Source organism: Acaryochloris sp. 'Moss Beach', from assembly GCF_021497025.1.
In the GTDB taxonomy this organism is placed as follows: domain Bacteria; phylum Cyanobacteriota; class Cyanobacteriia; order Thermosynechococcales; family Thermosynechococcaceae; genus Acaryochloris; species Acaryochloris marina_A.
Map to the genome: position 1 here is coordinate 995,063 of NZ_CP071717.1, position 24,944 is coordinate 1,020,006.

Here is a 24,944-nt window from a genome sequence, read left to right on the forward strand (position 1 = left end):
TCTAGACGGCTAAGATATTAACTTCTTTAAAAGACTGAAACTTGAGTGATAGAAGGCTTGTTAGTTTCGCCTTGTGCTCTCCATTGCATTGATCAATGCAATGTTGAATGGCCCCTTTGAAAGAGTGAAAATCGGCATAATACTTCGAGTAGAGACATTCCTTGCGCACAAAGCGCCAAAGCCGCTCAATCAAATTCAAATGGGGTGAATAGGAGGGCAAATAGACTAACTCAATATCGACGATCTCAGCAAAGTCAGTCACCAGCTGGCATTTTTGATATCGGGCATTGTCTAAAATGACGCTGATGGGTATGACTGGGTCGAGTAGTGCCAGCTTGGCTAGCAACAGACACATGCTATGAGAGTTGATGTAGGTGTGGTTGGTGATACTGGTGACTTCTTTGGTGACAGCGTTGAGTGCACCCAGAACATTGAATCGTTGACGGCCAGAAGGAGACGGGATGAAGATCCGACGAAGGCACCAGAGAAACCCCAGATAAGCCCGGTGAACAAAATGAGCAGCATCCACAAAAAAGACAAGACGCTCTTGGCGTTGAGCTTCCTCTAATAAGGGTTCAAGGCGAGTTTGTCGAAACTGCTCTTGCTCCTCAATTTTCTCGGGCAGACTCGACTTTCCCGGCACATACCCCACTTTTCGATAGCGACAACCAATGCGCTTGAGGAAGGCTTTGATCTGGGTTGGAGAACGCTTAATGCCTGTCAATTGTTCAATGACTGCTTGGGCTTCTGCACTGGTGCGGGGCGGGTGGTGCTCAAAGTAGGCTCTCACACTATCGCTATGAGCATTGAGTGAACTAGGTTGACCTTTGTATTCCAGGGTCTTCAGTCCTTCAATTCCGCCTTGTTGATACTGACGAAGGGTTTTAGCTAAGGTCGGACGACTAATCTGACAAAGCTGACAAATCTGGGCATGGGGAAGACCCTGACTTTTCAAGTAGAGCACTTCCATCCGTCGCTGCACCCGTGGGTGAGGATGATGATAGCGTTCGTAGTTGAGGTGTTGGATTTCCTCTGCGGTGAAATCAATTTTAATCATGCAAGTAAGAGAGTAGGTGGGGGGATACTCCCAGTGTGCCAAATCTCTCCGCTACTATGTTAAGTCACAAGTCGTCTGCAGTATAACCCTTGCATGGTGAATATTTTTTGAGCTGCTAGTTATATGAAATCTTGAAACGGAAAGGAAGTAGAACCCTTAATTGTTGAAATTAGAAGAGCATTAGATAAATAAAATAGAAAACAATAAGCAAATTTCTGAAACCATTTATCAGCTTTTGGTCGAAGATTTCTTAAGGTTTATTGCGGAATCCCCTGAACCCCCCATTCTTGTGTGAACCTGAAGATTAGTAAATTTAAGTCAATAAAGCTTAAGAAGCCTCACAAAATGGAACAACATCAAAAACAAACCGTGGTGGTTACCGGAGCTTCTTCGGGCGTCGGTCTATATGCAGCCAAAGCTTTAGCACTTACCGGTAAGTGGCATGTGATTATGGCTTGCCGCAATTTTCTGAAGGCAGAAACGGCTGCCCAGTCTGTGGGCATTCCCCGGGACAGTTACTCAGTGATCCATCTTGATCTGGCTTGCCTTGAGAGCATTCACCGATTTGTAAAAGACTTTCGGGAAATGGGTCGCTCCTTAGATGCCCTTGTCTGTAATGCAGCCATCTACATGCCCCTGCTCAAGAAGCCGCTACATACGGCAGAAGGGTATGAGTTAAACGTAGGCACCAATCATTTAGGTCACTTCCTACTCTGTAATCTTTTTCTCGAAGACCTGATGCGGTCTTCTTTTGATCAGCGCCGTCTGATTATTCTGGGAACCGTGACTGCCAACCCCAAAGAGCTAGGGGGTAGAATCCCCATTCCGGCACCGCCTGATTTAGGCGATATGAGGGGTCTGGAAGCAGGCTTCAAAGCACCTATCTCCATGATTAATGGCAAGAAATTCAAGCCAGGTAAAGCCTATAAGGACAGCAAGCTTTGCAATATGCTGACCATGCGCGAACTCCATCGTCGTTTCCATGACTCTACGGGGATTACCTTCAGTGCTCTCTATCCTGGATGTGTGGCGACAACGGGGTTATTCCGCAATCATTTCCCTCTGTTTAGGTTCCTATTTCCGAAGTTCCAGCGCTTTATCACCGGCGGCTTTGTGACGGAAGAACTAGCTGGGACCCGAGTGGCTCAGGTTGTTTCTGATCCGCTATTCGGTAAGTCTGGCGTGTACTGGAGCTGGGGTAACAAGCAGAAAAAAGACCGCCCCTCCTTTGAGCAAGAGATGTCTAATGAATCTCTAGATGATGCTAAAGCACAGCGGCTTTGGGAATTAAGTGAAGGTCTAGTCGGACTATCTAGCCAAGATTCTTCAATGCCCCAAATGAGTACCTCTCGTTAATTCAGATATACGGCATCAAAACAAGAGCGCCGTGGGATTCCACGGCGCTCTTCAGATTTAAATCAAGCTAATTGCTTGGAGTGTAAGGCCTACAATTTCACTCAACCCAGGACAACCGAGCTGAGAAATACAGCACCCATACCGCTCAGAACAAACCCGGCAAATCGCAGATTCAACAGACCTTGGCTCTGATTCTTTTTCTGAAGGGCTCTGCCAATGGCCCAGGCAGCCAAACTAATTGCTAGCTGGATGGAGACAAACCCTAGCAGATAGGAAATGGTAGGCGTCATCTCAGCGCCAACGATGGCTTCACCATAGGCATAGCCATGAAACATACCGGAAACGGCCCCCAACAGCGATATCAGCCAGACATTCGTTTGTGATCCTCGGGCTAAAATCAGGCCAAATGCTAGAACTGAAGTCGAAATAAAGGCTTCAGGAGCCGGTAAGTCAAGGGCCTGTAAATGGATGCCTGTTCCTGCCAGGGACCCCAATACAAACAAAATCGGCACCATCGCTCCTTTGCGCATCAGGGCTGCGACGAGTCCGGCGGCAATCACAAAGGCCAGGTGATCAATCCCAATCACGGGGTGTCCCATCCCAGACATAAACCCTTCAAAAGCGTTGGCAGGTAGACGCCCATCCAAAGGATGATGGGCTAGGGCAGGGGATGAACAGGTTAATAAAGTGATAATCCCTAAAGTAATGCCAAGTCCTAGCCGTCGGCTGGGCATAGTGCTGCGGGATAGGGTGGAAATGGTCATCGATTGGCTTTCCTCAGGTAGATGATGCAAATTCAATTAGGAACAGGATTCACTTTTACAATCCAGCAGTTGGGTCATTTGAGCCTCCAGCTCACCAGCAGCAATGACCCCTGACTCAACAGCCACTTTTTCTAGGGCGGTTAACCAACAGTGATAATAGTCCCATTCTGGGTCATCTAGGGAATGGGTGGTTTCCCACTCATTGATGGTTTCGATCAGGGTCTGACGAAAGGCTTCCCATTCAAAATGGCCTTGCTTTGATAGGGCAATAGCAACCCCAAAGGCCATTTTCTCCCAATCTCGATCAAAATGCAGGTGACCGTCTTGGCGTGGAGGCGCTTCTTCCGGAGACCCCATCAAACTCGTCGCTGCGAAGTGCTCAAATTGAGTAAACATGACCGTCATCCTCCCACTAGACTTGCACGGTGGCAACACCCATCATTGCTTCTGGGGTCAGTAAATCAGCTAGTTGAGCTTCACTGAGGCCCTCAGTTCCCGCTGGACGCATGGGCAGCACCCACCAGCGAATTTGGGCACTGCTGTCCCAGACTCGCACTTCTACAGAATCGTCCAAGGTGACGCCGAACTCTTTGAGGACGACACGAGGTTCCCTCACCACCCGTGCCCGAAAGGTCGGATCTTTAAACCAGTAGGGAGGCAACCCGAGGGTGGGCCAGGGATAACAAGAACATAAGGTACAAACAATGACGTTATGTACTTCAGGGGTGTTCTCGACAATTCGCATATGCTCCCCTTCCGCTCCAGACATCCCTGCGGGAAAGTCCAGTTCTTGGCAGGCGGCATTACAGTCTGCCAAGAGCCGCTGCTTGAATTCCGGGTCGACCCAGGCTTTGGCGACCAATTTGGCCCCATTAAACGGTCCCATTTCCGTGTCAAAATAGCCCAGAATTTGATCGACCGTCTTACCCGTAATAATCCCTTTTTCGATCAACAACGACTCCAGGGCTTTGACCTTAGCAGCACTGTAGGTTTCACGATCAGCGCCATATTTAAATCCAGGGTAGTTACTCGGCATAATCTAGGCGGCGTCCAAATAAACTTCAAAAATGTCGTTGTAATAAACCGACTTCGGCTCTGTTAGGGATTCAGGCCAAATGTCTTCGGGCTGGAACAGTAAGCTGTACACAGGCATGGGTGTACCAATCCCATCTTCCGTAGGGAAGAAGTAGGTGAAGGCTCCTTCGTAGACCCGGACCACAACCGCTTCTCTGTCTCGCAACTGCCCCGGCAAACGACTATGGGCACCGGGGTGAACATTTTTGACTTTGACCCGATCTCCCACCTTAAATTTGGGAGGAGCTGGGGCGGGTCGCTTCGGCGAGTCCCCTTCTCGCAGATACTTTTCTACTTGGGTATCGATCCCAGCTTTGCCGCCCTTGAGTAGGGGAGCAGCAGCTTTGGCACTGTCTTCTAAGAACTCTGCGGTGCGGGTATCTAGTTCTTCCTGGGTAATGTAGCCTTCTTCCACAAAGAAGCCAGAAATGCCCCCCAACCATTTTTCGTAATATCGCAGCCGAAAATACTCAAAGGGATGCATGGCTTCGGCCCCTTGGCGCAGGTGCCCCCAAGTCCAGAAGCTCTTGAATTGGGTGGGAACCTTGGCAATCTCATATTTCGGGATGGAGGTATTGAGATGATTGCTGAGGGCCATCATAGCGGTGTGGATGCCAAAGATGCGCTTTTCCCAGGGTTCAACAAATACCTGTTTTTCGACGTTAACGGGATCTAGTCCTTCTAGGCCCCCCAAGATTATGCTGTAGTTTCATGCGGTTACCTCTGCCATCAATGGGCGGGAAGCCAAGCAAGTCTGAAAACCCTGACGCAGCTCTGCTTCCTCTAAGTTTCTGCCAATAAAAACCAGTTCATTGCGGCGGGTTTCACCGGGACGCCAGGGTTTGCCAGGTCTGCCGTCCAAGGTCATATGCACCCCTTGAAAGACAAACCGACGATCGGCTTCATCCATATCCAAAATGCCTTTCATGCGGAACAGGTCTGGACCCCGAGCTTGGACCAGCTGGTAAAGCCACCGATTAAGCTTGACGCTGTCCACGGTCCCCGTCTCGGTAATGGCGACGGAAGAAACGGTTTGATCATGTTCATGGGCATCTTCGTCTAAAAACTCTGGATCGATGCTGAGGGCATGGCTGAGGTTAAAGGCTTGGACTCCTAGGAGCTGGTTCAGATCAATATTGCAGTTGGTGGTGGGATGTAGGGTTGCGATCGCATTCATGCTGCGCACCCGTTGGGTCAGAGTGGTCAGCACTTCTGGCGGCACCAAATCCTGCTTATTCAGCAAAATTACGTCAGCAAAGGCGATTTGCTCTTGGGCTTCACTACTCTCCCAGTGGTCCCAAATATGCTTGGCATCCACCACCGTCACGACGGCATCCAGCTGAGTTTGCCGTAGCATCACTTCATCCATAAAAAAGGACTGAATCACGGGGGCCGGATCGGCAAGGCCCGTGGTTTCAATCACCAAATGGTCAAAGCGGTCTCGCCGCTGCATGAGGTTACCAATAATCCGAATTAAGTCTCCTCGAACGGTGCAGCAAATGCAGCCATTGTTCATTTCAAAGACTTCTTCATCGGCGTCGATCACTAGCTGATGGTCGATACCGACCTCACCAAATTCATTGACGATCACAGCGATGCGCTGGTTATGCTCTTCCGTCAGAATTCGATTGAGTAAGGTGGTCTTCCCGGCCCCTAAGTACCCTGTTAAAACAGTGACTGGAATCTTTTGGATCAATGCCATAGCCTCTCCTGAATTAACTCAACACCGTCATGACTCGAAACCCAATGGTCCGGTTTAAGCCCTGTTGGTCATATCCCGAACGGCTGGCCGAGCGGAGTCTCTCGGGAGGGTCTAGCCAACCACCTCCACGAATAGCTCGCACGGTTCCCTGAGGGAGGGCTTTACGGCGATAGTTTGGCTGCCAACAATCGGCACACCATTCCCAAACATTGCCATGCATATCGTGTAACCCAAAGGGATTGGGGGCAAAGCTCCCGACCTCTTGGGTTTGTCGCCGATAGTTCCCCGTTGTCTCACCGGCATAGGAATAAGTGCTCACATAATCTGCCCATTCACTGGTGATCGTGGCTCCGGTGTTGAAGGGGGTTTGGGTTCCTGCTCGACAAGCCTGTTCCCACTGAGCTTCATTTGGCAATTGATAGGTCCGTCCGGTTTTATGACTGAGGCGCGTACAAAATTCAACGGCCTCTAGCCAAGAGATGCTTTCTACGGGACGGAGCGACCCCTGAAAATGAGCAGGGAATGGATCTAGCTCTCGCTCCACGGTTGGCAACGCCGCGACTGCAGCCCACTGCACTTGGGTAATGGGATATTTACTAATAAAAAAGGCAGGGACGGTGACGGCATGTCGAGGCCGTTCTTGAGCCAACGCCAGGTTTTCAGAACGGGAGGATCCCATCCAGGATTTACCCGATGAAATGGCTACCATTTCTAGGCTATGCCCGGATTTTAATTCTTCTAGAAAGTATTTATTTTTTTAGCTTTTTAAGGCCAACTAACTGACCGTTTTTTATTAAGACTTGGAAACTCATATTCAAAATGTTGTATATCAGCTAAAGACAAAGAATTAGGGTTAAAAAAAACTGACACTTGTTAGCTTGTCTTGAATTGCAACTGCAAGGGCAATACTCCCTAATCCGGCAGTTTGAATAAATCTACGACGTTTTATCACCTAGCTGAACCTCAGGATATCGGGTCAGGATGTATCAAATGATTTGACTGGAATAGATTTGAATAGCAGGTTGTATCACTAGAAAAATAGTTTTTTTTAGCCTACCTATAATACTCAAAGTATTATTTTTTTACCTGCAGTGAATGTAATGGAATAAGTGCAAAGCATATGTATACCTTGATACAATGACTTGCAATATCATGAAATCAAAACACAAGGATAATCTTCTTTTTTATATCTCTGTCCTCAAAATAAAATTACCCAATCAGGCTGATGAATCGGTATTCATTTTTTTGCATTTACTCTTGTTAAAAAATAGAGGATGGGGCACGGGTGCGAATCAACGTTGCTCAAATCTCTGGGGACTGGGATTTGAGGAATAATGGCTGTTAGGTGTTTCACTCAAACGCCGGACTATGGCGTGGATCAAAGGATGTTTATGAAAATTTCCCTATGCAGTATGGGGGTACTCCTTCTATCGGAATCAGTATTGGCTGCCCCTTGTAAAATTTCTGAAAGTGTCTATCGAGAGGCTGATGGCCAAGGTTTTGAATTGGTATTCGGGGCCGCACCCACGGGGAAACCGTAACGCTTCAGCATCCAAAGCAAGTCCCACTGTATCGATTTGACCTGACCCAAGCCAATGGCTATGGTTCCATCTCCTTGATGTGGCGGCAACAACCTAAGTCTGAACGCCATAGTTTTCGCCTGAACTTTTTCAGTCAAGCCTTTCAATCGGCGACACCAGGTGTTTTTGGACGAGAACCACAGGCTCCTAAATATGCCTTTATTACAGATTTGGCAAGTTTCGACTACTATCGACGCCGAGGTGCAATCTCAAATTCAACGGCGCCTTATCTCAAGGACGTGCTGTGGGTTCATGATCGCTGTTTGAATAACAACTAGCCCTAGGCATATTGGTAGATGATTCGCGCCTGCTGTACCGTCACCGTTTCGCCCTCTACAAAAGTTGCTCGATCTGTTTCGACCAGTCCATAATTCTCAAATTCAGCGAGTTCGAAGGGCGACAAGGGCCAGGGTGGCCCCTCACACTCTTGTTCATCAGGACGAATTCGGGTAACGACAAGCAGTTGTCCTGTTTTGGCTACGAGCGGTGCGATCGCACCCACGACTTGCTGACGTAAAGGGATGGGCAAGGCCTGAATATTTCGGCATTCATAGACCAAATCAAAAGCCTGGTTCCAGCTTGGGTCTAGATGAAAAAGATCGGCAACTTGATAGTCTACTGCTGAGTGAGGAAAACGCTGGTGGCACCATGCGATCGCAGTGGGTGATACATCAAACGCAGTCACCTGATAACCATGGGCTTGCAGCGCTTCAGCATCATTCCCCAAACCGCAGCCAATCACCAGGGCTTTGCTATGGGCTGGCGGTTGGGGTTGCTCGGGTAACCAAGCTTGTAAATAAGGATGAGCCGTCGACTTGGCCCAAGGCACCTGATCCGCATTGCCATTCGCTTGAGCATATAGGGGTTCAAACCAAGCGTAGGGCTGGTTTTGGGCTTGGGCTTCCGAGGCTAAAGATTTAACTCGATTTTGCACAGAGGAGGGCTGTTCTTCAAACATATTCTTTTAGGGTTTCTTCTCAAGTATTACAGGGCAGACTAGTAGAACTGATCGAACAAACCAGCTTTGGGAGCAGGTATGGTGAATTCAGAGCATGTGCAAATCCTGGAAAAAGGGACTGAAGCCTGGAATCAATGGCGGAAGGACAACCCAACAGTGAGTCCAGACTTACAAGGGGCCAATCTGAGTGGGAAAGACTGCTGCGAGATTAACCTCAGTGGGGCCAATTTAAACCAAGCCAACCTGAGCCGCACCTTTATCCGCTGGGCTAACCTGAGTCAAGCTCAATTGATCGGCGCACAGCTAACGGGGACAGATTTAAGCGGCACCAATCTGGAACATGTGAACCTCAGCCAAGCCAATCTCCAGGGGGCAACAATGCGATGGGTAGACCTCTCCTTTGCCAATCTCACCCAAGCGAATCTCCAGGGCGCAACCCTAAGCGGCTCCAATCTCTGTCACTCCACCTTAACGGAGACTGACTTTAGACGGGCTGAATTTCGCTGGGCCGATATGCGAGGGGCCGACCTATTGGAAGCTGACTTAACCTGGGCCGATCTCCGGGGTGCTGATCTCAGATCTGCTGCCCTTGAATCTACTATTGCTATTTCTGCAGATTTTACCCAGGCCATTTTTACAGGGGCTTGTTTACAGAACTGGGAAATCAGTATTGACACCAAACTCGATGATATTGAGTGTCTCCACATCTATCTGCAAGCAGACCAACAAGATCGTCAGCCACCGGAAGGGGACTTTACCGCCGATGTGTTCAGAAAGCTGGTGCAACCCAAGCTAGCAACTCTGGATTTAATCTTTATGGATGGTATTAACTGGCTGGCTTTTCTAACGGCCTTTCAATCGCTATGTACTGAATTTGAGCAGGATGAGATTGAAATTCGCGATGTTGAAAAAAAACATGGCGGAACTTATAGCATTCGCCTGAAGGTGGATAAGCATTCAGATCTGGAGAATATTGAAGCTTTTCTTAAACAGGCTTATGACCAACAACTCCTAATGGCTAGCAAAATTTAGCCCCAGAATGCTACCAAGACTGTCGAAAAGCAAGCATATTCAAGCATCTATCCTATAAAGGTCAGTTTTTTCAGGAATATGGGTTTCTTTTTGTCCCCACGCGAATAATGCTGATATTGATGCTACAACCATACTTTTCTTTGATCAATATCGATTGGCATAAATTATCCGTGAATATTAGAGGGGATAACTATGGGTGCATGGGGATATGGCAACTTTGAAAATGACGATGCAATGGATTGGGTGGCCGACCTAGAGGGCTACTCGGACGATGGCATGATTATCGATACGCTCAACACGATCATTGACCAAGCCGATGACTATCCCGAAGCCCCAGATTGCTCGGGTGCTGTTGCAGCAGCAGAGGCCATTGCAACACTCCTAGGGAAACCCCATGACGATTGCCCGGATGAAATTGATGTGTGGGCTGAGGAGCGAACCTCCCCTTCAGCTACGTTGGTGGCTAAGGCGAGGCAAGCGGTAGAAGTCATTATGTCTAACTCTGAACTCAAGGATTTATGGCAAGAGTCAGAGGATTTTGAAGCTTGGCAATCGAGCTTGGAAGAGTTGCTAACGCGATTGCCCTATTGATTAACACACCATCTAAAACATTAAATACATTTCAAACAAAAATCAGGAGGGAACTCACGCTACGGTGCTTACCCTCCTGGTCTTTGCTCTATCTATTGCAGACTTAATGGGGGATTAGGTTTGAGTTCATTTGAACAATAATCAGCATTATTAAGATAGCGAGAATAGCCACTACCAGCTCCACCCGTTCTTGAATAAAACGTCTGCAAGGGAATGGTGGAGGTGGTGGTGGCGGACTTGAAGTCATTCTACGACCTCCGGTTCGAGGAGGATCTGGGCGCACAAACGGCTGTACTTCACGATTCAGCCGATTGGCAGATGATACTGATGGCGTTCTCCCCCGCTGAGGGGGCCGAATTCTGGCGGGACGACGGGCTGGACGACTCATCGGCGGCCAATCCTTCTAACGTCACCATCAAAGGTAGGCACAGATAATACAAAGGGATCGGTTGAATAGGTTAGAGCCTGTTCTTCTAGAATCCCAATTGCAATTTCTTCACCCATTCGTAAGCTGTCGTAGTAGTCAGTGAAATAATGAACCCCTGCCATATCTCTACCAATTGAAATATTAGCTGCCAACTTATTCAGCTCTCCTTCTAGAGTTAAGAATTGCTCAGGAACAAACGGATCAAGCGTGTCAGCACCAGCTGCGGCAGGGGCACGGAAAGCAATTCGAGCGTCACCAGTATTCAATCGTTTAAATGCAACCCTACCACCGGACTGAGCGAGAACTGACGAAGTATCAAAGAAGGCTTTAAGGATAGTCACACAGGCTCCAGCAACTGTTGCATGCCCTGCTCCATATGCAGGGTGCATGGGGGAACCTTCAGGGAATGCCATGGGTAGGAAATAACTACCAGCTCCAGGCCCAGGAATAGCAGCAACAGCAGTTAATGTACCGTTAGTCTCTAAAATTTCCCTATAGCCTGCCATGCTCGCTTGTAAGGCAGGTGGAACTAATGCTGTTGGTACAGCACCAGAACTTCGTAAGCGTTCTAGTTCAATCCGAGCAGCCAATGCTTCTGGTCGTAAGCGGATATGGTTGTTAAACTTCTGAAAACGCACCGCTTTGAGCGCCCGAGTTGCAACTTCAGTCACTAAGTTCAAAATATGAGGTCCACCATACAGTGCAAAGCCTCCAGCATTACGTCGTGTGTTGGCATCATTCGCTGCTGCACCTACACCAGACAAGTGATCAAACCCTGGGTCAAATGGAGTTCCCATTTCCAAGAGAATGATACACGCATTGAGGTATGCCTCATAAAGTGCATCATAGTGGACATAAGTGGCTAAATCTCGGGGGGTCGCTATAAAGCGTCGGGCTGGACGAGGAGAGGGGCCACCAGCAGGGTCTGGAACATAATTTTCTGGGTCTGGTCTTATCCCTCTTTGAACATTGACATACGTCTCCATAGTTCTCATGTAATCTTCTTGAGGCTGAGCAACGGGGACTTTCTGATCGATCTGTAGTACTCCGTATGTAATCAAGCCTTGGTCAACATTACCGTTACCATTGCGGTCAGTATTGCCAATTAAAAGGAACTGAGACAGATAGGGACCAACTTCGACCCCTGGGGATGAACCCCGGAATACTGTTTGTGCATCCAGTTCACCAGCACTATTAACCTTTCGGGGACGTCCGGTTTGATTTCCAACATAACTCAGGGCGTTGAGTCGAGCTATGGATGCAGTTATTTCAGGAGTTGCGCTGCCGTTTTCAAAATTATTGAAAGGTTGATCTCGGAGAACAGCTAATTCATAGACTTCTGCCATTTCTAGTACCAGCTCTGGATTGGGAGCGCCATTGGCATCTAGTAATGGAGGAGCAGGAGGCATGGTTACTGCTTGGGCATCAGGTCCTTCCAAATCAAAAACAACGCCTGCGGTTGGGGCCTCCCACTGTCTGAAGTTATCTGTTGGATCGGGTTCTGGTTCCACTCCTCCTCCAAGTGGAACGACAAACTTTGCGCCATGCCGGACTGATATTGAAAAAGGGTCGATAAAGCCATCATCAATAGCACGACGGAACTCAACGAAATCTTGTGGGTCTTCAAGAAGTCCAGTTTGAGGATTGTGAGGAAGTCCTTTTGTGAAGGACATAAAATATTGTGCGCCAGCATATCTTTCTTCATCGCCGTTGGCCTTATGGTCAGGATGATTTCGACTTCTAGCTAGCTCTGCGGCTTCAACTCGAACTGCATAGGAATCTTGTCGACGATCTGTCATAGAAATCTTCCTTTGGTATGTATAGAGTAGTCAGTTATGTACTTCTGGATAAGCTGTCAGGGATTGACAGAAAAATTATGCGATTTTAGTAAAACATCACATTTGAGAAAGTGGTTTTAGAGTTTGCCCTTACTGATAAGCACTAGGGAATAAATATCGTTAGCTCACCCTATTGATGTGATATTCAGCTACACAGTGTCTCTTAGGTCTAACTGCTTTATCAACGAATAAGAGAGATAGAAGCATCTTTGAATTGTGGGTTCTCTATAGTGTTGAGATTATGTGCAATAGAGCGTGAGAGATAGTGTTGAACTTTTTGTTAAGTTCCAATTTTTATCATGCCTGCGAAAAACTGTTTAGGATTTAATTATGGCTAGGTAAAAGTCAAAAATTCATGTTTTTAGTATCTTTATTAAATGACCATTTATTCATTGATTTGTTTCTGCATCGTTAAACAAAAAATAAGCACTGAAGGTGTTGGCAAAAAATTGCTTGCATAATGACAGCTAGGCAGATTACGGCCTGAGCTATATTCTTGGAGCGAATTTGTGCCAATCGAAATAGGGCAGCTTGTTGGAGCAATTGCAAAAATTGCCACACCTATTGCAGTCAATAAACTGCAACGGAATGAGGAAGTGATTAAGCTGCTCAAGCAATTTGGCCTGGATCCTGAATATCCACCTGCTGACTTTAGGGGGGTATATGCCTATGCTCTTGTGGAGTATGGGATGCAAGAACATCCTTTGATGAAAGAGCAGCAAGATCCTCTTAGGGAGGGGGCTGAACAAGAAATCGAGAAGGCAGTGAAGGATCATTATCTAATGTTGGAATTTCTTCAGCATGAAGAAATTCGCAAAGTTCTTCGAACACCGCTTGAGAAGGATAATCCTCTTTTGTTACAAGCTGAAGGAGAAAGCTGCATACGTGATTTTGCAGCGGCTGATAAGGTCAGAGCTGCAGAGATTGATTATAAGTTGGGGCTATTACGGTTTAGTGCAATCTTTTTGGCGGTAGCATGCAAGACTCGTAAGCCTGAAGCCGCACTTAGGGATCAGAATATTGAGTATCTTCAAGAAGACTTGAAAGTAATTTGGGCACGGCTAGAGACGTTACCAACTTTAGAGGCAAAGCTTACTGAGATAACCCAACTATTAGCTAAAGAAGGCCCTCTTGAAGCGCAATGTCGAGCATATGGTTTAGCTCAGCAAATGCGGGAGTGGTTTAAGACTTTGGATTTTAAGTTTGAGTCTTATGAAACTTGGAAAGCAGACTATTTTGAGTGGATTATTACCTATCGAGTTCGGCGGCAGTTCAACAGAGTATTGATTAGAGGGGTGGATGGCGAAGGTGGAGTTGCTGATGTTAAGGCTTTAGCTCAGGCCGTTAAAGATCAGCAAACACACGAAGGATGGTTGGTAAGTAGTCGCCGTATGAGCAAAGCAGCACGAGATTGGGTGACTCAGGCCGAGAATGTGCATTTGGCGTGTTACACCTTTGATGAATTGTTGGATCAAGATGCAGACTTTAGTGGCTATTTGTCATGGTTAGAAGAGGAAATTCTAAGACGAAAGATAAATGAGCAATATGTACCGCTAGCCTGCACTAAGGAAGAATATAGTCCCGAAACCCAGCAGCAGATTGCTTCAAATTTCTATGGCAAAGCTGATGGCTGGATCGATGGCTATGTGGATGTATGGCTGGATGACCCCGCTAAAGAACATATTTCGGTGTTGGGGGAGTTTGGGACAGGAAAGACTTGGTTTACACTGCACTATGCCTGGAAGGCTTTGCAAGCCTATCAAAAGGCAAAGCAAAAGGGGACTGAACGCCCTCGCCTGCCTTTGGTGATTCCGCTGCGAGACTATGCCAAAGCGGTGAGTGTAGAGTCGCTGTTTTCGGAGTTTTTCTTTCGGAAGTATGAGATTCCGCTTCCGGGATATTCGGCTTTTGAACAGTTGAATCGAATGGGGAAACTGCTGCTGATCTTTGATGGCTTTGATGAGATGGCAGCGCGGGTCGATCGGCAGCAGATGATCAACAATTTTTGGGAGCTGGCCAAGGTGGTAGTGCCAGGTTCAAAGGCCATTCTGACCTGTCGGACAGAGCATTTCCCGGAAGCCAAGGAAGGGCGAAATTTATTGGGTGCCGAGTTAAAGGCTTCAACCGCTGCTTTAACAGGGGAACCGCCTCAATTTGAAGTCCTGGAACTGGAAAAGTTTAATGAGGACCAAATTCGGCAAGTGCTGTCCTTTCGGGCGGATGAGAGAGCTGTACAACAAATTATGGGCTATCCCCAGCTTTTGGATTTGGCCCGTCGCCCAGTGATGACAGAACTAATTTTGGAAGCGTTGCCAGAGATTACTGCGGGTAAGCCAAGTGATTTAGCACGGGTGTATCTGTATGCTGTGCGGCGGAAGATGGAGCGGGATATTAGGGCAGATCGGACGTTTACCTCCTTGGCAGACAAGCTCTATTTTCTGTGTGAGCTGTCTTGGGAAATGATTCTGTCGAATCAGATGCGGCTGAACTATAAGCTTTTCCCAGAACGAATTCGGCAGTTATTTGGCTCGGTGGTGCAGGAGCAAACGGATCTGGACCATTGGCACTACGACATGATGGGACAGTCGATGCTAATTCGGGATGCGGAGGGAAATTACAGCCCTGCCCATCGATCGTTGCTGGAGTTTTTTGTCGCTTACAAGCTGGTGGCCATGTTGGGGGTTTTAGAGTCTGATTTTCTTGAGGTAGCGCGGGAGCAAACCCATGTTGATCAAGCGTTGCCTGCCCAGGAATATGGCTGGTGGGATTATTACCAGCGGCAAGTAAGTGAAAGCGGTGCCATCCAACAAATTGCACCTCTTATTCGATTTAGCTCACAAGATACGGAAAATCTTCAACCACTGCTTGTACGTGCCCCACTAGCTAAGGCGATCTTGGATCTGGCAGTTCCTATGCTCGATTCGGCCCTTATGGTGGAACGGTTGCTTCCCCAAATTCAAGCAACTCGACAGCAAACTCAGGAACAGGCGGGGTATTGGGGTGGGAACCTAGCGCAGCTTTTGGTTGATAGGAATCCTTGGGCATTAGAAACCCATGATTTGAGCGACACCCATTTGAAAGGGGTTACTTTTGCTGATGTCAGCTTGCTACGAGTGAATTTAGCTAGAGCCAGATTGGCAGACTCTTGTTTCAATAAGGTGCTAATGGGCATTAATACAATTGCCGTGAGTCCAGATGGCCACCAATGGGCTATTGGGGAGAGTAACGGCAGACTGCAGATGTGGGATGCTTTAACAGGACGTGTCTTATGGATTAGGCACGAAAGTTACGGTGCTATTCAATCTGTGGTCTTTAGCCCAGATGGTCAGTGGATTGTCAGTGGAGGTTATGACCAAACCCTCAGACTCTGGGATATTCAGGGGAATGCCATTGGTGCCCCGTGGAGAGGCCATATATCTCCTGTTTTTTCAGTGGCCTTTAGCCCAGATGGCCAGCGAATTGTCAGTGGAAGTTATGACCAAACCCTCAGACTCTGGGATATCCAGGGCAACCCCATCAGCAAACCCTGGACAGGCCACACTGATTCCGTTTTCTCAGTAGCCTTTAGTCCAGATGGCCAACGCATTATCAGTGGGAGTGATGACCAAACCATTAGGCTCTGGGATGCCCAGGGGAAACCTATTGGTGAACCTTGGAAAGGCCATACATCTTTTGTTCGGTCAGTGGCCTTCAGTCCAGATGGCCAACGCATTATCAGTGGAAGTTCTGATCACACCCTCAGACTCTGGGATATCCAGGGGAAACCTATTGGTGAACCCTGGAGAGGCCATACGTCTTCTGTCAGATCAGTAGCCTTTAGTCCGGATGGTCAGAGAGTTATCAGTGGAAGTTATGATCAAACCATTAGACTCTGGGATGCTCAGGGAAATCCCATCGGTGAACCTTGGAAAGGGCATACGGATTATGTCAGGTCAGTAGCTTTTAGCCCGGATGGCCAAAGGATTATCAGTGGAAGTTATGATCAAACCATTAGACTTTGGGATGCTCAGGGAAATCCCATCGGCGAACCTTGGAAAGGGCATACGGATTATGTCAGGTCAGTAGCCTTTAGCCCAGATGGCCAAAGGATTATCAGTATAAGTGATGACCAAACCATTAGACTCTGGGATGTCCAGGGAAACCTCATCGGTAAACCCTGGAGAGGACATACGTCTTTTGTTCGGTCAGTAGCCTTTAGCCCGGATGGCCTGAAGATTGTCAGTGGGAGTTCTGACCACACCCTCAGACTTTGGGATGCCCAGGGAAATCCCATCACCGAACCCTGGAGAGGACATACGAATTCTGTTTTTGCAGTGGCCTTCAGCCCAAATGGGCAGAGGGTTATCAGTGGAGGTTTTGATCACACCCTCAGACTCTGGGATAACCAGGGCAACCCCATCGGCCAACCCTGGAGAGGACATACCTCCCATATCTTGTCAGTAGCTTTTAGCCCGGATGGCCAGCACATTATCAGTGGAAGTGATGATCAAACCCTCAGACTCTGGGATACCCAAGGAAATCCCATCGATAAACCCTGGAGAGGACATACATCTGCCGTATTTTCAGTAGCCTTTAGCCCGGATGGCCAGAAGATTATCAGTGGAAGTTCTGATCACACTCTCAGACTTTGGGATACCCAGGGAAACCCCATCGATAAACCCTGGAGAGGACATACGGATTTTGTCCAGTCAGTAGCCTTTAGCCCGGATGGCCAGAAGATTGTCAGTGGAAGTTCTGACCAAACCATTAGACTTTGGAATATCCAAGGAAAAGCCATCGGCGAACCTTGGAGAGGACATACGGATTCTATCTTATCAGTAGCTTTTAGCCCGGATGGCCAGAAGATTGTTAGTGGAAGTTATGATCAAACCTTCAGGCTCTGGCAGGTCGATACCAGTAAATGCTTAGCGGTCGTTCAAACAGGTTTATGTGGTGGTCTGGACTTTAGTGGTGCCTTGGGCTTAACAGAAGCCCAAAAGATTGCACTGGAGGCGATGGGAGCCTACTGTAACGATTAGGAGTCCCCGCAACTTTGCCAGTGGATATGCTTCAGTTAGCAAGCAAGCCTCAGTATTCTGCTTATCCCTAGCTCTCTACAATCTCAACGGCGGAAGTTAGTTCCTTTAACTCATCTGCCGACAGGTCAGACACGATCGCATAGTGAAACTCACCATCACTCCAAAACACCCCTCCCGGTCCATCTTGGATCGCGAGATAGAGCTTCTCTGGCGTGAACTGCGGTAGTTCTGGCCGTTGAGAACGAGCAATTTGGTAAAACGAGACCTTGCCATGGTGCTCCGTATCGTACATGATCCGGACCCCCTTGGCCTTACCAAACGTGCAAACACTGCCCCCCAATAACTTAGAACTCATTTGGGAAAGAATGGGCATCGCTGAGGGCATCGGGGCCTGCGCCCTGAGTAAGGCAGCTAGCTCTATCGGCTGATTACTGGGGATGTCCACCGCTTTCGGCCCTTTTTTGAGCGACTTGTGATGATCCACCAGAATCTGTTCTACCCCTTGCCAGTTCCGGTTCACAAACGTATCCGTCGTGGTAATCACCACATTTCTAGGTGCGGTCTGGGGCATCGTCGAGGGCAGAGTAGCCATCAGACTTTTCTGTTCAGCCAACTCCTGGCGAACTTGAGCCAACTGTTGCTGAAAGTGGACCGTTTGCAACCCTAGAGCCATCGTTGTAACGGCTGCAATACTGCCAAAGATTTTGGCCCAAGGGCGTTGAGGTTTGGGGCTTACTTTGGGTTGTTTAGAGGCAGGGGATTGGGTTTGAGCCGTCTGCATCATCCGCTCCCGAGCCGAGGGTTGAGGTTGGGATTCAGCCAGGGCAAAGGGGAATAAATCCAGGGTCTCTTGCAACCCAGCCACCTCTTCCCATAGGGAGGGGTGTTCTACCGCTAACTGCTGAAACTCAGCCATCTCATCCGAGTCGAGATTGCCCAGAACATAGCCCGCCGCGAGTTCTTCAAATCGGTGATGGGGGGTTGGATCGACCATAAAACTAAAGCTCCATTTGCGTTTGTAGCGACTGGCGAAGTTGAATCAATCCTTTCCTTGCCCAGGTTTTGACCGTGCCTAAGGGCTTGTTCAATTGCTCGGCAATTTGAGATTGGCTATATCCCCCGAAATAACTGAGTTCCAAAACTTGACGATACTCTTCCGGCAGTTCCGTTAAAGCCTGCTGAAGGGCTTGGCGTTTTTCGGACTGGCTGGCATGGTCCAAGGGCGTCGGAGAAGGATTAGGTGACAGGCTGTCTTGCCACTGGGACAAAATACGACGCCGATTCCCCTTCATCCTCAGTCGATCGATGGCCCTAGACCGAGTCACTGTCGCCAAAAAGCTCGATAAGCTGCCCCGACTGGGATTGTAAGTGCAACGCTCCCACAACCCCAGAAAGATCTCTTGCATTAAGTCTTCTGCTTCCGAGGAATTGCCCAAAATTTTGTAAGCCAGGGTATAAACCAAGCTGGAATACTGGTCGAACAGATACCCAAGCGCGTTTAACTCCTGTCGCTTAATCGCTGCAACCAGGTCAGTGATATCTGCATATTGAGAAGAGGGAACAGGGCGGTTCTCCTCTGAAGATGGATTGGGTTGGGGAACTTTCAAAAGCATCTGCCCACAGCATCGTTGCACTCATTCTATATACGAGTCAGGTCTGCGATCGGATGTCGGTATTGCCAATTATTTTTGACCACATCCAATTGACTCACTGGCCCGTACTGAAAGTAAGCCCAAAAAAAAGGGGGCATGGTTGCCCCCAAACATCACTTTATTTCTAGGACCCAGATTATCATGGCAATTCATGCAAAGCTAACCAGATGTCTTCAAGCTATAACTTCTCTTGTTGTAGCGAGTGATGACGCTTAGGGTTTTAGATGGTCTCTTCCCCTCTCCCTCATATTGTGGTTATTGGCGCTGGTTTTGGTGGCCTGCAAACGGCGGTTTCCCTGGGAGGAGCGGCTGCTCGGGTCACTTTGATTGACCGGAATAATTACCACACCTTTGTGCCCCTGCTCTATCAGGTGGCAACGGCAACCTTGGAGCCGGAGTGGATTGCATTGCCCATTCACAAACTGCTGCGTCGATATAAAAATGTTCAGTTTGTTCAGGGCAACGTTGAGACGGTTGACTTAACCGCTCGGCAAGTGCGAACCAAGCAACTGACATTGCAATATGACTATCTGGTGCTGGCTACAGGGAGTCAAACTCATTTCCAGGGGGTGCCGGGGGCAAAGGAACATGCTTTTCCATTACGGAGTTTGGAAGATGCGATCGCACTCAAGCATCATCTCTTACAGTGCATTGAACGGGCTGCCCAGACCTCAGATCCAGCCGAACGGCGTCAGTACCTCACGATCACGATTGTGGGAGGTGGGGCCACAGGCGTTGAAATGGCGGGAGCCTTAGTGGAACTCTGCCATCAGTCTTGGCCCAAAGACTATCCCTGGCTTCGGGATGATCCAGTCCAGCTCAATTTGGTGCAGTCAGGCCCGGAACTCCTCCCTGAATTTCCCCATCCATTGCGAACTTACACCTATAAAAAGCTCGCTACTTTAGGTGTAAACATTCAGGTGCAGACCAAAGTCGCATCTGTTCATGCCACCCATCTAGAACTGGAGAGTGGTGCCCTTATTCCCTGTGCGACCACCCTTTGGACCGCTGGGGTGAAAGCAGTCCATCCTCCTACAGAAACGCTACCCCTGGAGAATCGGGATAAAATCTCGGTTCTGCCGACCTTACAACTGCAGCAGTATCCCGAGGTCTATGCCCTCGGTGATACCGCCCAAGTTCCCGGTCAGACCTTAGCAGGCGTTGCACCCGAAGCCTTACAGCAGGGTGTGTGTACCGCCCGAAATCTGCGCCGTCAACTCAAAGGTCGCTCTCCCCAGCCCTTTCGATATCTCAATAAAGGCCGATTGGCGATCATTGGCTGCTTTTCTGGAGTAGGCAAGATTGGCCCCTTCCCCATTCGGGGTTTTCTGGGTTGGTTTCTCTGGTTAGCCGTCCACCTGGTCTATACCCCTGGCTATCGCAATCGCCTCATGATCTTGATGACCTGGCTGCAATCCTTTAGCACCCGAGATAAATTAGCGCGGAAATTATTGACAAAGTCCCATGCTAAATCTCCCGTCCAATTTAAGAGGTAGAGGCGTTTTATAGGTCCTTCGCGTCCTGTCCCCAGCCCCACATAGAGTCCTGCTAGATCAAGCACTCAGAACATCAACAGCTTTGGCCCCAGCCAGGCTGCTCTACCCAATCAATATCTTTTGCTTTTAACCATCATTTAGAGGATCACCATGACCCCAACTTCTACGGATTCCAATCTCTCTATGCAACAGTTTGCCTTATTGCTGTTACGCCTAGTGGTGGTATCGATCTTCCTCTACCACGGAATTCCCAAAGCAATTAACTGGGCCATGGCAAGCGAGAAATTTATTGGCTTTGGCTTACCCGGATTTTTAGGTCCGATTACAGGCATTGTGGAAGTGATTGCCAGTGTTCTGATTCTGATTGGGATTCAGAACTTCTGGGCCAACTGGGTGTTGGTGGCAATTATGGCAGGTGAGATCGCAACGGTTCAATTCCCCAAAGCCTTGAGCGAAGGTGCTTATATCGCTGGTCTAGAACGAGACTTAATGATTTTGGTAGCCTGTGCCGTATCCACCGCTTTTGGCCCCGGTGCCTTTGCCCTCAAGCAGCGCTAAAACCCTGCCCCATTAGAATTGGGTCCCTGTCCCTTTCTCCACTGGGAAATTAGCCCTACGCCAAGCTTTGATATCTCCCTCCAGATGGTAGATCTGAGCAAAGCCTGCTTTTAGGAGCGCTGTTTCCGCAATCTGAGCACGAAATCCTCGCTCGCAGTAGATAACAACATCTTGTTCAGCAAAAGTCTGCAGATCTTTAATCCGTGTGGGTACATCCTGGAAATAAATCTGAATAGCCCCTGGGATATGCCCTGCCTCATATTCTTCGACCGTACGCACATCCAAAATAACGGGAGGATTACCTGCTTTAATTTGTGTCAACAGTTGGGTTGGGGTGATCAGTTCATGGGCATCCCAACTCGGGGCACAGGCGGTTGTCCCCAGTATCACAACGATAGCGGGTACGACTCCACGAATGATGATCGAATCTCGGCTTTGCATCCTTCAAGTTTGGGTAGATTAAATGAGCTTCAATAGTTCACTAGGGGTATGGATCAGTGCATCAGCACCTGCTTGTTCTAACTCCGCTAAACTGCCGTAGCCCCACAAACCCCCTAGACATCTGGTAAATCCTTGCCCCGCTGCCATATCACTAGCACGATCGCCAATCATCCACAGATCTGTATGCTCCTGCTCTTGAATATCACGTAATAGCTCAGCTTTATTGCGATCCAGTCTACAGCCCCAAACATCTATAAAATAGGGACGCAATGCAAAATAATCAATCACAGCTTGAGCAATATCTGTCGGTTTAGCCGTCACAACATACAGACGATGCCCTTGATTTGTCAGTTCCTTGAGCAGGTCTGGAATCCCAGGATACAAAATATTTTCGGTATAGCCGATGGTTCTATATCGTTCTCGATACAGAGCCACCGCTTGGCTAATGACTGCTTCATCTTCAGTATTCAGCAACTGAGCGAATGTCCTGCTCAGAGGAGGGCCAATATACTGCGTCAAATTATGGGGGGCTATAGTGGAAGCCCTGAGATTTTCTAGAGCGTAGTTGATTGAAGTTGTGATGCCTTGGGCTGGATCACTCAAGGTTCCATCCAAGTCAAATGCGAGTACGGTCATCGATAATATCTGTACTTCAATCTGGACTAACCTTTTGCCCGGCAACCCGTTTCATGGAAGCCTGCCCGTCTCTTGAATCGTTAGAACATCAAGGTGCAACAGGCTGCACTTTAACTTCCGAGGGAGCAAGCTTGATGGAGCTGAGGATGGATCGATTGGTTGCAGCCAATTCATTATAGAAATCTACTTTTTGGGTATAGGTTTCAAATTGCTGATTGAACTGCGAGATCCGAGACTGCAATTGTTGGGCTTGCCAGTTGAATTCCCCCACTTCAGCATTAAACCGCGATCGGGCCTGCTCGAAATCATTCACTAAACGATCATCTCCCCGACTCAGGGAGGCTTCAGCCTGCAGTTTCAAGTTACCCAGATTGGCCTTCATGCGCTCCAAATCTCGATAGCTAGCCTTTAAGTCATCTTCTGTGCGCTGAATATAGTCTTTTTCTTCTTGCAAATTGACTTCCAGACGATTCAATTCAGGTTCTAACTGATCAACCTGGGACTCAATTTCGGATAGGACACTGCGAGAGCGGTCTGAAAAAGCCACTACTTGTTTGCGATCGCGAAAGTACTGCCGATAATATTTCTCCAATTCTGGATCGCCCAAGTTCGCTAAACTCGTGCCCAAATGGGAATGTAGCTCATTGACATAAAGATCTTGATCACCCGTTTCATACTCTTTAAGCACCGCCAATAAATGTTCATCCTTCACCTGTTTTGCGGCCCGTTTCAATTGGGATGCCAGTTGCGATCGCTCTTTGTTACCCAGCTTTTGATAAGCCGCATGGAGCATCTCATGGGCCGCCACCATTTCCATCATTCCATCCAGCCGCGGATCGGTGACTGACTGGATGATGATCGAGCCTTCATAGCCGTTACTGGTAAAACATCCCAGCAGAATGGTTTTCTCCGTATTATGTCCTGCTTTTCTACAGAGCTTATGGAATATTTTCTTGGACTCAATTCTTGGCTCTTGTTTATAAAACAACTGCTGAGCCTTTGGCGTCATTGTCGTATCGATCGCCAACTTTTCAATCTTCGGTGAGGATGGCTTGTAGATTTTTGGCGCTAATTGAGCACAACTACTTAACCATCCACCCCCCACCACAATCCACAGGGAAACGGTGAAAATGGGGTGCCAGGATTTCTGCATCTGATATGGATCGGTGAGGAGTGTCTTAACTCAAGATAGACAAGTTTTTGGGCCAATATGACTCAAAAGTGATTTTGAGTCATCAGCACCAGGGGGCTATCCTCTCATCAGTGATATAGCTTTTCCCCCACTGCAAAAGTGCTGTTCCCTGCATCACTCTATAACGTGCTGAACATCACCGTTGTATTGAGGGAGGGATCACGGTGCCAAAGGGTGAAATTGAGGACTATAGCCATAACAAGCTTATTCACAACCGCAACGAACCAGGAGAAAAGCATGAAGCTAACTCACCGAGCCCTTTCTATCCTCTCGATTTCCTTTATGTCTCTCATGGCAGCTGCCCCTGTCTTCGCAGCTCCCGCCTATTTGGTGGGGCAATCTGGAAGTCGGATCAATGTTCGGTCCTCCCCTAGCACTTCAGCTTCTTCTCCTCACTACGGCATCGCGGGCGATCGCGTTCAAGTCATTGACGCAACCTATAGTGATGATGGCTACCACTGGTATTACGTTGAGTTTACCTCCGGTGCTCGCGGTTGGATCCGAGGCGATTTAGTGAATGTACAGGCTCCTATTGGTTTCAATGGCTTCTAGTCAGTCCGTTGTCACCCAACAATCCGATAGGGGATAGAAAAAGTTTCATAATTTTGCACCCATAAGCTACAAACACTGCACATTGGATAATGCGATGGTTTTCTGCCATCGCATTTTTATTGCAAACCCTGAAGATCTCTGTAGTCGTTATTAGTTTTGATTCTGTCCCCAGATTCCCTTTCAGATCCCTATCAGAAACGCCTCTTAGAAGCTCTAAGCTGCTACAGGATTAAAGTTCTTAGCTTGATTTAAACCCTACAAAGATCGTTGGCCAAGAGACCAACAACAACATGACTAAGTTTGCAGCCCAAAACAGAACCACAATGCGAAAGGCAGCCAATGGCAAAGAAGAAAATGTTAACCGTCCAAATCCATCCACTAGTTGCCACAAGCGAAAAGCTGTATAGAAAAAGCCAATGGGGACCACAATACTGGGTACCAACTGTCGGCTCAAGAAACCTTCAGAGAATATTTGAATCACCAATGTCAGTAAATATCCACCCCAGAATAACCGCGAGGCAGGTTGATTCCAAGCCTGAAGAAGCAGAATAATAGGCAACAAAATTCCAGCAACCCAGGCTAGAAGTAACCACCCTCTTAGAAATTGCAGTTGGCTGGTACTAAACCCAATTTCTGCCGTGAAGGGTAAGTATTGAGCTTTAACACCAAAACCATAGCCAATCATTAGGATTGTCGTCAATAGGATAAAAAGAGCAATAATCAATCCATTTTTTATTTATCATCTACTCGAAGATGTGAAAAGTACTTTTCTACAAATACAAGAAATTGATGCTGTTTACACACTATGGGAACATGTCATCTTCTTGAAAGAATATCTAAACTGCGCTCAAACCCATTAAATTGGCAGTAATTGAAGAACATAAAACTAGAGAAATTATTTTTTATTTTGAAAATAAAAAAATACTCCTTATAGCGCTTTCTTCAGACTTATTTATATAAATTGATTCCTAAATTCACAACAAATGATTATTATTCTACTGGAATAGAAATCAAAAAAGT

24 protein-coding genes and 1 pseudogene are annotated in these 24,944 nt (G+C 47.8%); 9 read left to right on the forward strand and 16 right to left on the reverse strand.

What is annotated here, in order from left to right; translation table 11 throughout:
• Position 1: 1 nt before the first annotated feature.
• Positions 2-1,099: an IS630 family transposase gene (locus HRE53_RS04555; RefSeq protein WP_235107541.1), complete on the reverse strand. Its 1,098-nt coding sequence runs from the start codon at positions 1,097-1,099 to the stop codon at positions 2-4.
• Between the two features lie 303 nt (positions 1,100-1,402).
• Between HRE53_RS04555 and HRE53_RS04560 the strand changes: the two genes are divergently transcribed.
• The gene (locus HRE53_RS04560) at positions 1,403-2,413 is read left to right on the forward strand and encodes a protochlorophyllide reductase (protein WP_235109234.1); all 1,011 of its coding nucleotides are present in this window, start codon (positions 1,403-1,405) and stop codon (positions 2,411-2,413) included.
• A gap of 101 nt (positions 2,414-2,514) precedes the next feature.
• Here HRE53_RS04560 and HRE53_RS04565 read toward each other — a convergent pair whose 3' ends face one another.
• The 6 genes and pseudogenes from HRE53_RS04565 to HRE53_RS04590 form a co-directional block, all read right to left on the reverse strand.
• Positions 2,515-3,177 carry a HupE/UreJ family protein gene (locus HRE53_RS04565; RefSeq protein ID WP_235109235.1) on the reverse strand — a complete coding sequence of 221 codons (663 nt, stop codon included), beginning with the start codon at positions 3,175-3,177 and terminating at the stop codon, positions 2,515-2,517.
• A 36-nt stretch (positions 3,178-3,213) separates the two neighbouring features.
• On the reverse strand, positions 3,214-3,573 hold the full coding sequence (locus tag HRE53_RS04570; protein ID WP_235109236.1) for a nitrile hydratase accessory protein: 360 nt from the start codon (positions 3,571-3,573) through the stop codon (positions 3,214-3,216).
• Between the two features lie 16 nt (positions 3,574-3,589).
• Positions 3,590-4,213 carry a nitrile hydratase subunit alpha gene (nthA, locus tag HRE53_RS04575; protein ID WP_235109238.1) on the reverse strand — a complete coding sequence of 208 codons (624 nt, stop codon included), beginning with the start codon at positions 4,211-4,213 and terminating at the stop codon, positions 3,590-3,592.
• A gap of 3 nt (positions 4,214-4,216) precedes the next feature.
• A pseudogene (gene nthB, locus HRE53_RS04580) lies at positions 4,217-4,964 on the reverse strand (nitrile hydratase subunit beta).
• Positions 4,961-5,953: a GTP-binding protein gene (locus tag HRE53_RS04585; protein ID WP_235109240.1), complete on the reverse strand. Its 993-nt coding sequence runs from the start codon at positions 5,951-5,953 to the stop codon at positions 4,961-4,963. Before HRE53_RS04585 ends, nthB begins: the two are co-directional and overlap by 4 nt.
• 13 nt (positions 5,954-5,966) lie before the next feature.
• The gene (locus HRE53_RS04590; RefSeq protein ID WP_235109241.1) at positions 5,967-6,662 is read right to left on the reverse strand and encodes a formylglycine-generating enzyme family protein; all 696 of its coding nucleotides are present in this window, start codon (positions 6,660-6,662) and stop codon (positions 5,967-5,969) included.
• Positions 6,663-7,287: 625 nt separating this feature from the next.
• Between HRE53_RS04590 and HRE53_RS04595 the strand changes: the two genes are divergently transcribed.
• Both HRE53_RS04595 and HRE53_RS04600 read left to right on the forward strand, forming a co-directional pair.
• A complete protein-coding gene (locus HRE53_RS04595) occupies positions 7,288-7,494 on the forward strand; it encodes a hypothetical protein (RefSeq protein ID WP_235109242.1) in 207 nt (68 codons plus the stop codon).
• Between the two features lie 74 nt (positions 7,495-7,568).
• The gene (locus HRE53_RS04600) at positions 7,569-7,811 is read left to right on the forward strand and encodes a hypothetical protein (protein WP_235109243.1); all 243 of its coding nucleotides are present in this window, start codon (positions 7,569-7,571) and stop codon (positions 7,809-7,811) included.
• 2 nt (positions 7,812-7,813) lie between these two features.
• On the opposite strand, the gene HRE53_RS04605 is transcribed toward HRE53_RS04600, so the two are convergent.
• Complete coding sequence (locus HRE53_RS04605; RefSeq protein ID WP_235109244.1) at positions 7,814-8,491, reverse strand: bifunctional 2-polyprenyl-6-hydroxyphenol methylase/3-demethylubiquinol 3-O-methyltransferase UbiG; 678 nt, start codon at positions 8,489-8,491, stop codon at positions 7,814-7,816.
• Positions 8,492-8,569: 78 nt separating this feature from the next.
• Between HRE53_RS04605 and HRE53_RS04610 the strand changes: the two genes are divergently transcribed.
• Positions 8,570-9,523: a pentapeptide repeat-containing protein gene (locus tag HRE53_RS04610; protein WP_235109245.1), complete on the forward strand. Its 954-nt coding sequence runs from the start codon at positions 8,570-8,572 to the stop codon at positions 9,521-9,523.
• Between the two features lie 192 nt (positions 9,524-9,715).
• Positions 9,716-10,114, forward strand: coding sequence for a DUF4259 domain-containing protein (locus HRE53_RS04615; protein ID WP_235109247.1), 399 nt, complete (start codon positions 9,716-9,718; stop codon positions 10,112-10,114).
• Between the two features lie 103 nt (positions 10,115-10,217).
• On the opposite strand, the gene HRE53_RS04620 is transcribed toward HRE53_RS04615, so the two are convergent.
• Together HRE53_RS04620 and HRE53_RS04625 are read right to left on the reverse strand one after the other, a co-directional pair.
• Entirely contained in the window at positions 10,218-10,502 is a 285-nt protein-coding gene (locus HRE53_RS04620; protein WP_235109248.1) for a hypothetical protein, read from the reverse strand.
• A complete protein-coding gene (locus HRE53_RS04625; protein WP_235109249.1) occupies positions 10,499-12,340 on the reverse strand; it encodes a vanadium-dependent haloperoxidase in 1,842 nt (613 codons plus the stop codon). The genes HRE53_RS04620 and HRE53_RS04625 overlap by 4 nt, the downstream gene beginning before the upstream one ends.
• Positions 12,341-12,888: 548 nt before the next feature.
• Here HRE53_RS04625 and HRE53_RS04630 point away from each other — a divergent pair.
• Positions 12,889-17,397, forward strand: coding sequence for an NACHT domain-containing protein (locus HRE53_RS04630; RefSeq protein WP_235109250.1), 4,509 nt, complete (start codon positions 12,889-12,891; stop codon positions 17,395-17,397).
• 67 nt (positions 17,398-17,464) lie between these two features.
• On the opposite strand, the gene HRE53_RS04635 is transcribed toward HRE53_RS04630, so the two are convergent.
• Both HRE53_RS04635 and HRE53_RS04640 read right to left on the reverse strand, forming a co-directional pair.
• Positions 17,465-18,391: a hypothetical protein gene (locus HRE53_RS04635; RefSeq protein ID WP_235109251.1), complete on the reverse strand. Its 927-nt coding sequence runs from the start codon at positions 18,389-18,391 to the stop codon at positions 17,465-17,467.
• A gap of 4 nt (positions 18,392-18,395) precedes the next feature.
• Positions 18,396-19,010, reverse strand: a complete 615-nt coding sequence (locus HRE53_RS04640; RefSeq protein ID WP_235109252.1) for a sigma-70 family RNA polymerase sigma factor — start codon at positions 19,008-19,010, stop codon at positions 18,396-18,398.
• Positions 19,011-19,273: 263 nt separating this feature from the next.
• Between HRE53_RS04640 and HRE53_RS04645 the strand changes: the two genes are divergently transcribed.
• Both HRE53_RS04645 and HRE53_RS04650 read left to right on the forward strand, forming a co-directional pair.
• Entirely contained in the window at positions 19,274-20,545 is a 1,272-nt protein-coding gene (locus HRE53_RS04645) for an NAD(P)/FAD-dependent oxidoreductase (protein ID WP_235109253.1), read from the forward strand.
• 150 nt (positions 20,546-20,695) lie between these two features.
• On the forward strand, positions 20,696-21,103 hold the full coding sequence (locus tag HRE53_RS04650) for a DoxX family protein (RefSeq protein WP_235109254.1): 408 nt from the start codon (positions 20,696-20,698) through the stop codon (positions 21,101-21,103).
• Positions 21,104-21,115: 12 nt separating this feature from the next.
• On the opposite strand, the gene HRE53_RS04655 is transcribed toward HRE53_RS04650, so the two are convergent.
• The 3 genes from HRE53_RS04655 to HRE53_RS04665 all read right to left on the reverse strand — a co-directional run bounded on the left by HRE53_RS04655 (position 21,116) and on the right by HRE53_RS04665 (position 23,333).
• Complete coding sequence (locus tag HRE53_RS04655; RefSeq protein ID WP_212662421.1) at positions 21,116-21,544, reverse strand: rhodanese-like domain-containing protein; 429 nt, start codon at positions 21,542-21,544, stop codon at positions 21,116-21,118.
• Between the two features lie 18 nt (positions 21,545-21,562).
• Positions 21,563-22,180 carry an HAD-IA family hydrolase gene (locus HRE53_RS04660; protein WP_235109255.1) on the reverse strand — a complete coding sequence of 206 codons (618 nt, stop codon included), beginning with the start codon at positions 22,178-22,180 and terminating at the stop codon, positions 21,563-21,565.
• An 88-nt stretch (positions 22,181-22,268) separates the two neighbouring features.
• The gene (locus tag HRE53_RS04665) at positions 22,269-23,333 is read right to left on the reverse strand and encodes a hypothetical protein (RefSeq protein ID WP_235109256.1); all 1,065 of its coding nucleotides are present in this window, start codon (positions 23,331-23,333) and stop codon (positions 22,269-22,271) included.
• Positions 23,334-23,609: 276 nt separating this feature from the next.
• On the opposite strand from HRE53_RS04665, the gene HRE53_RS04670 reads away from it, so the two are divergent.
• Positions 23,610-23,924 carry an SH3 domain-containing protein gene (locus tag HRE53_RS04670; RefSeq protein WP_212662424.1) on the forward strand — a complete coding sequence of 105 codons (315 nt, stop codon included), beginning with the start codon at positions 23,610-23,612 and terminating at the stop codon, positions 23,922-23,924.
• A gap of 238 nt (positions 23,925-24,162) precedes the next feature.
• On the opposite strand, the gene HRE53_RS04675 is transcribed toward HRE53_RS04670, so the two are convergent.
• Entirely contained in the window at positions 24,163-24,624 is a 462-nt protein-coding gene (locus HRE53_RS04675) for a hypothetical protein (protein ID WP_235109258.1), read from the reverse strand.
• Between the last annotated feature and the right edge of the window lie 320 nt (positions 24,625-24,944).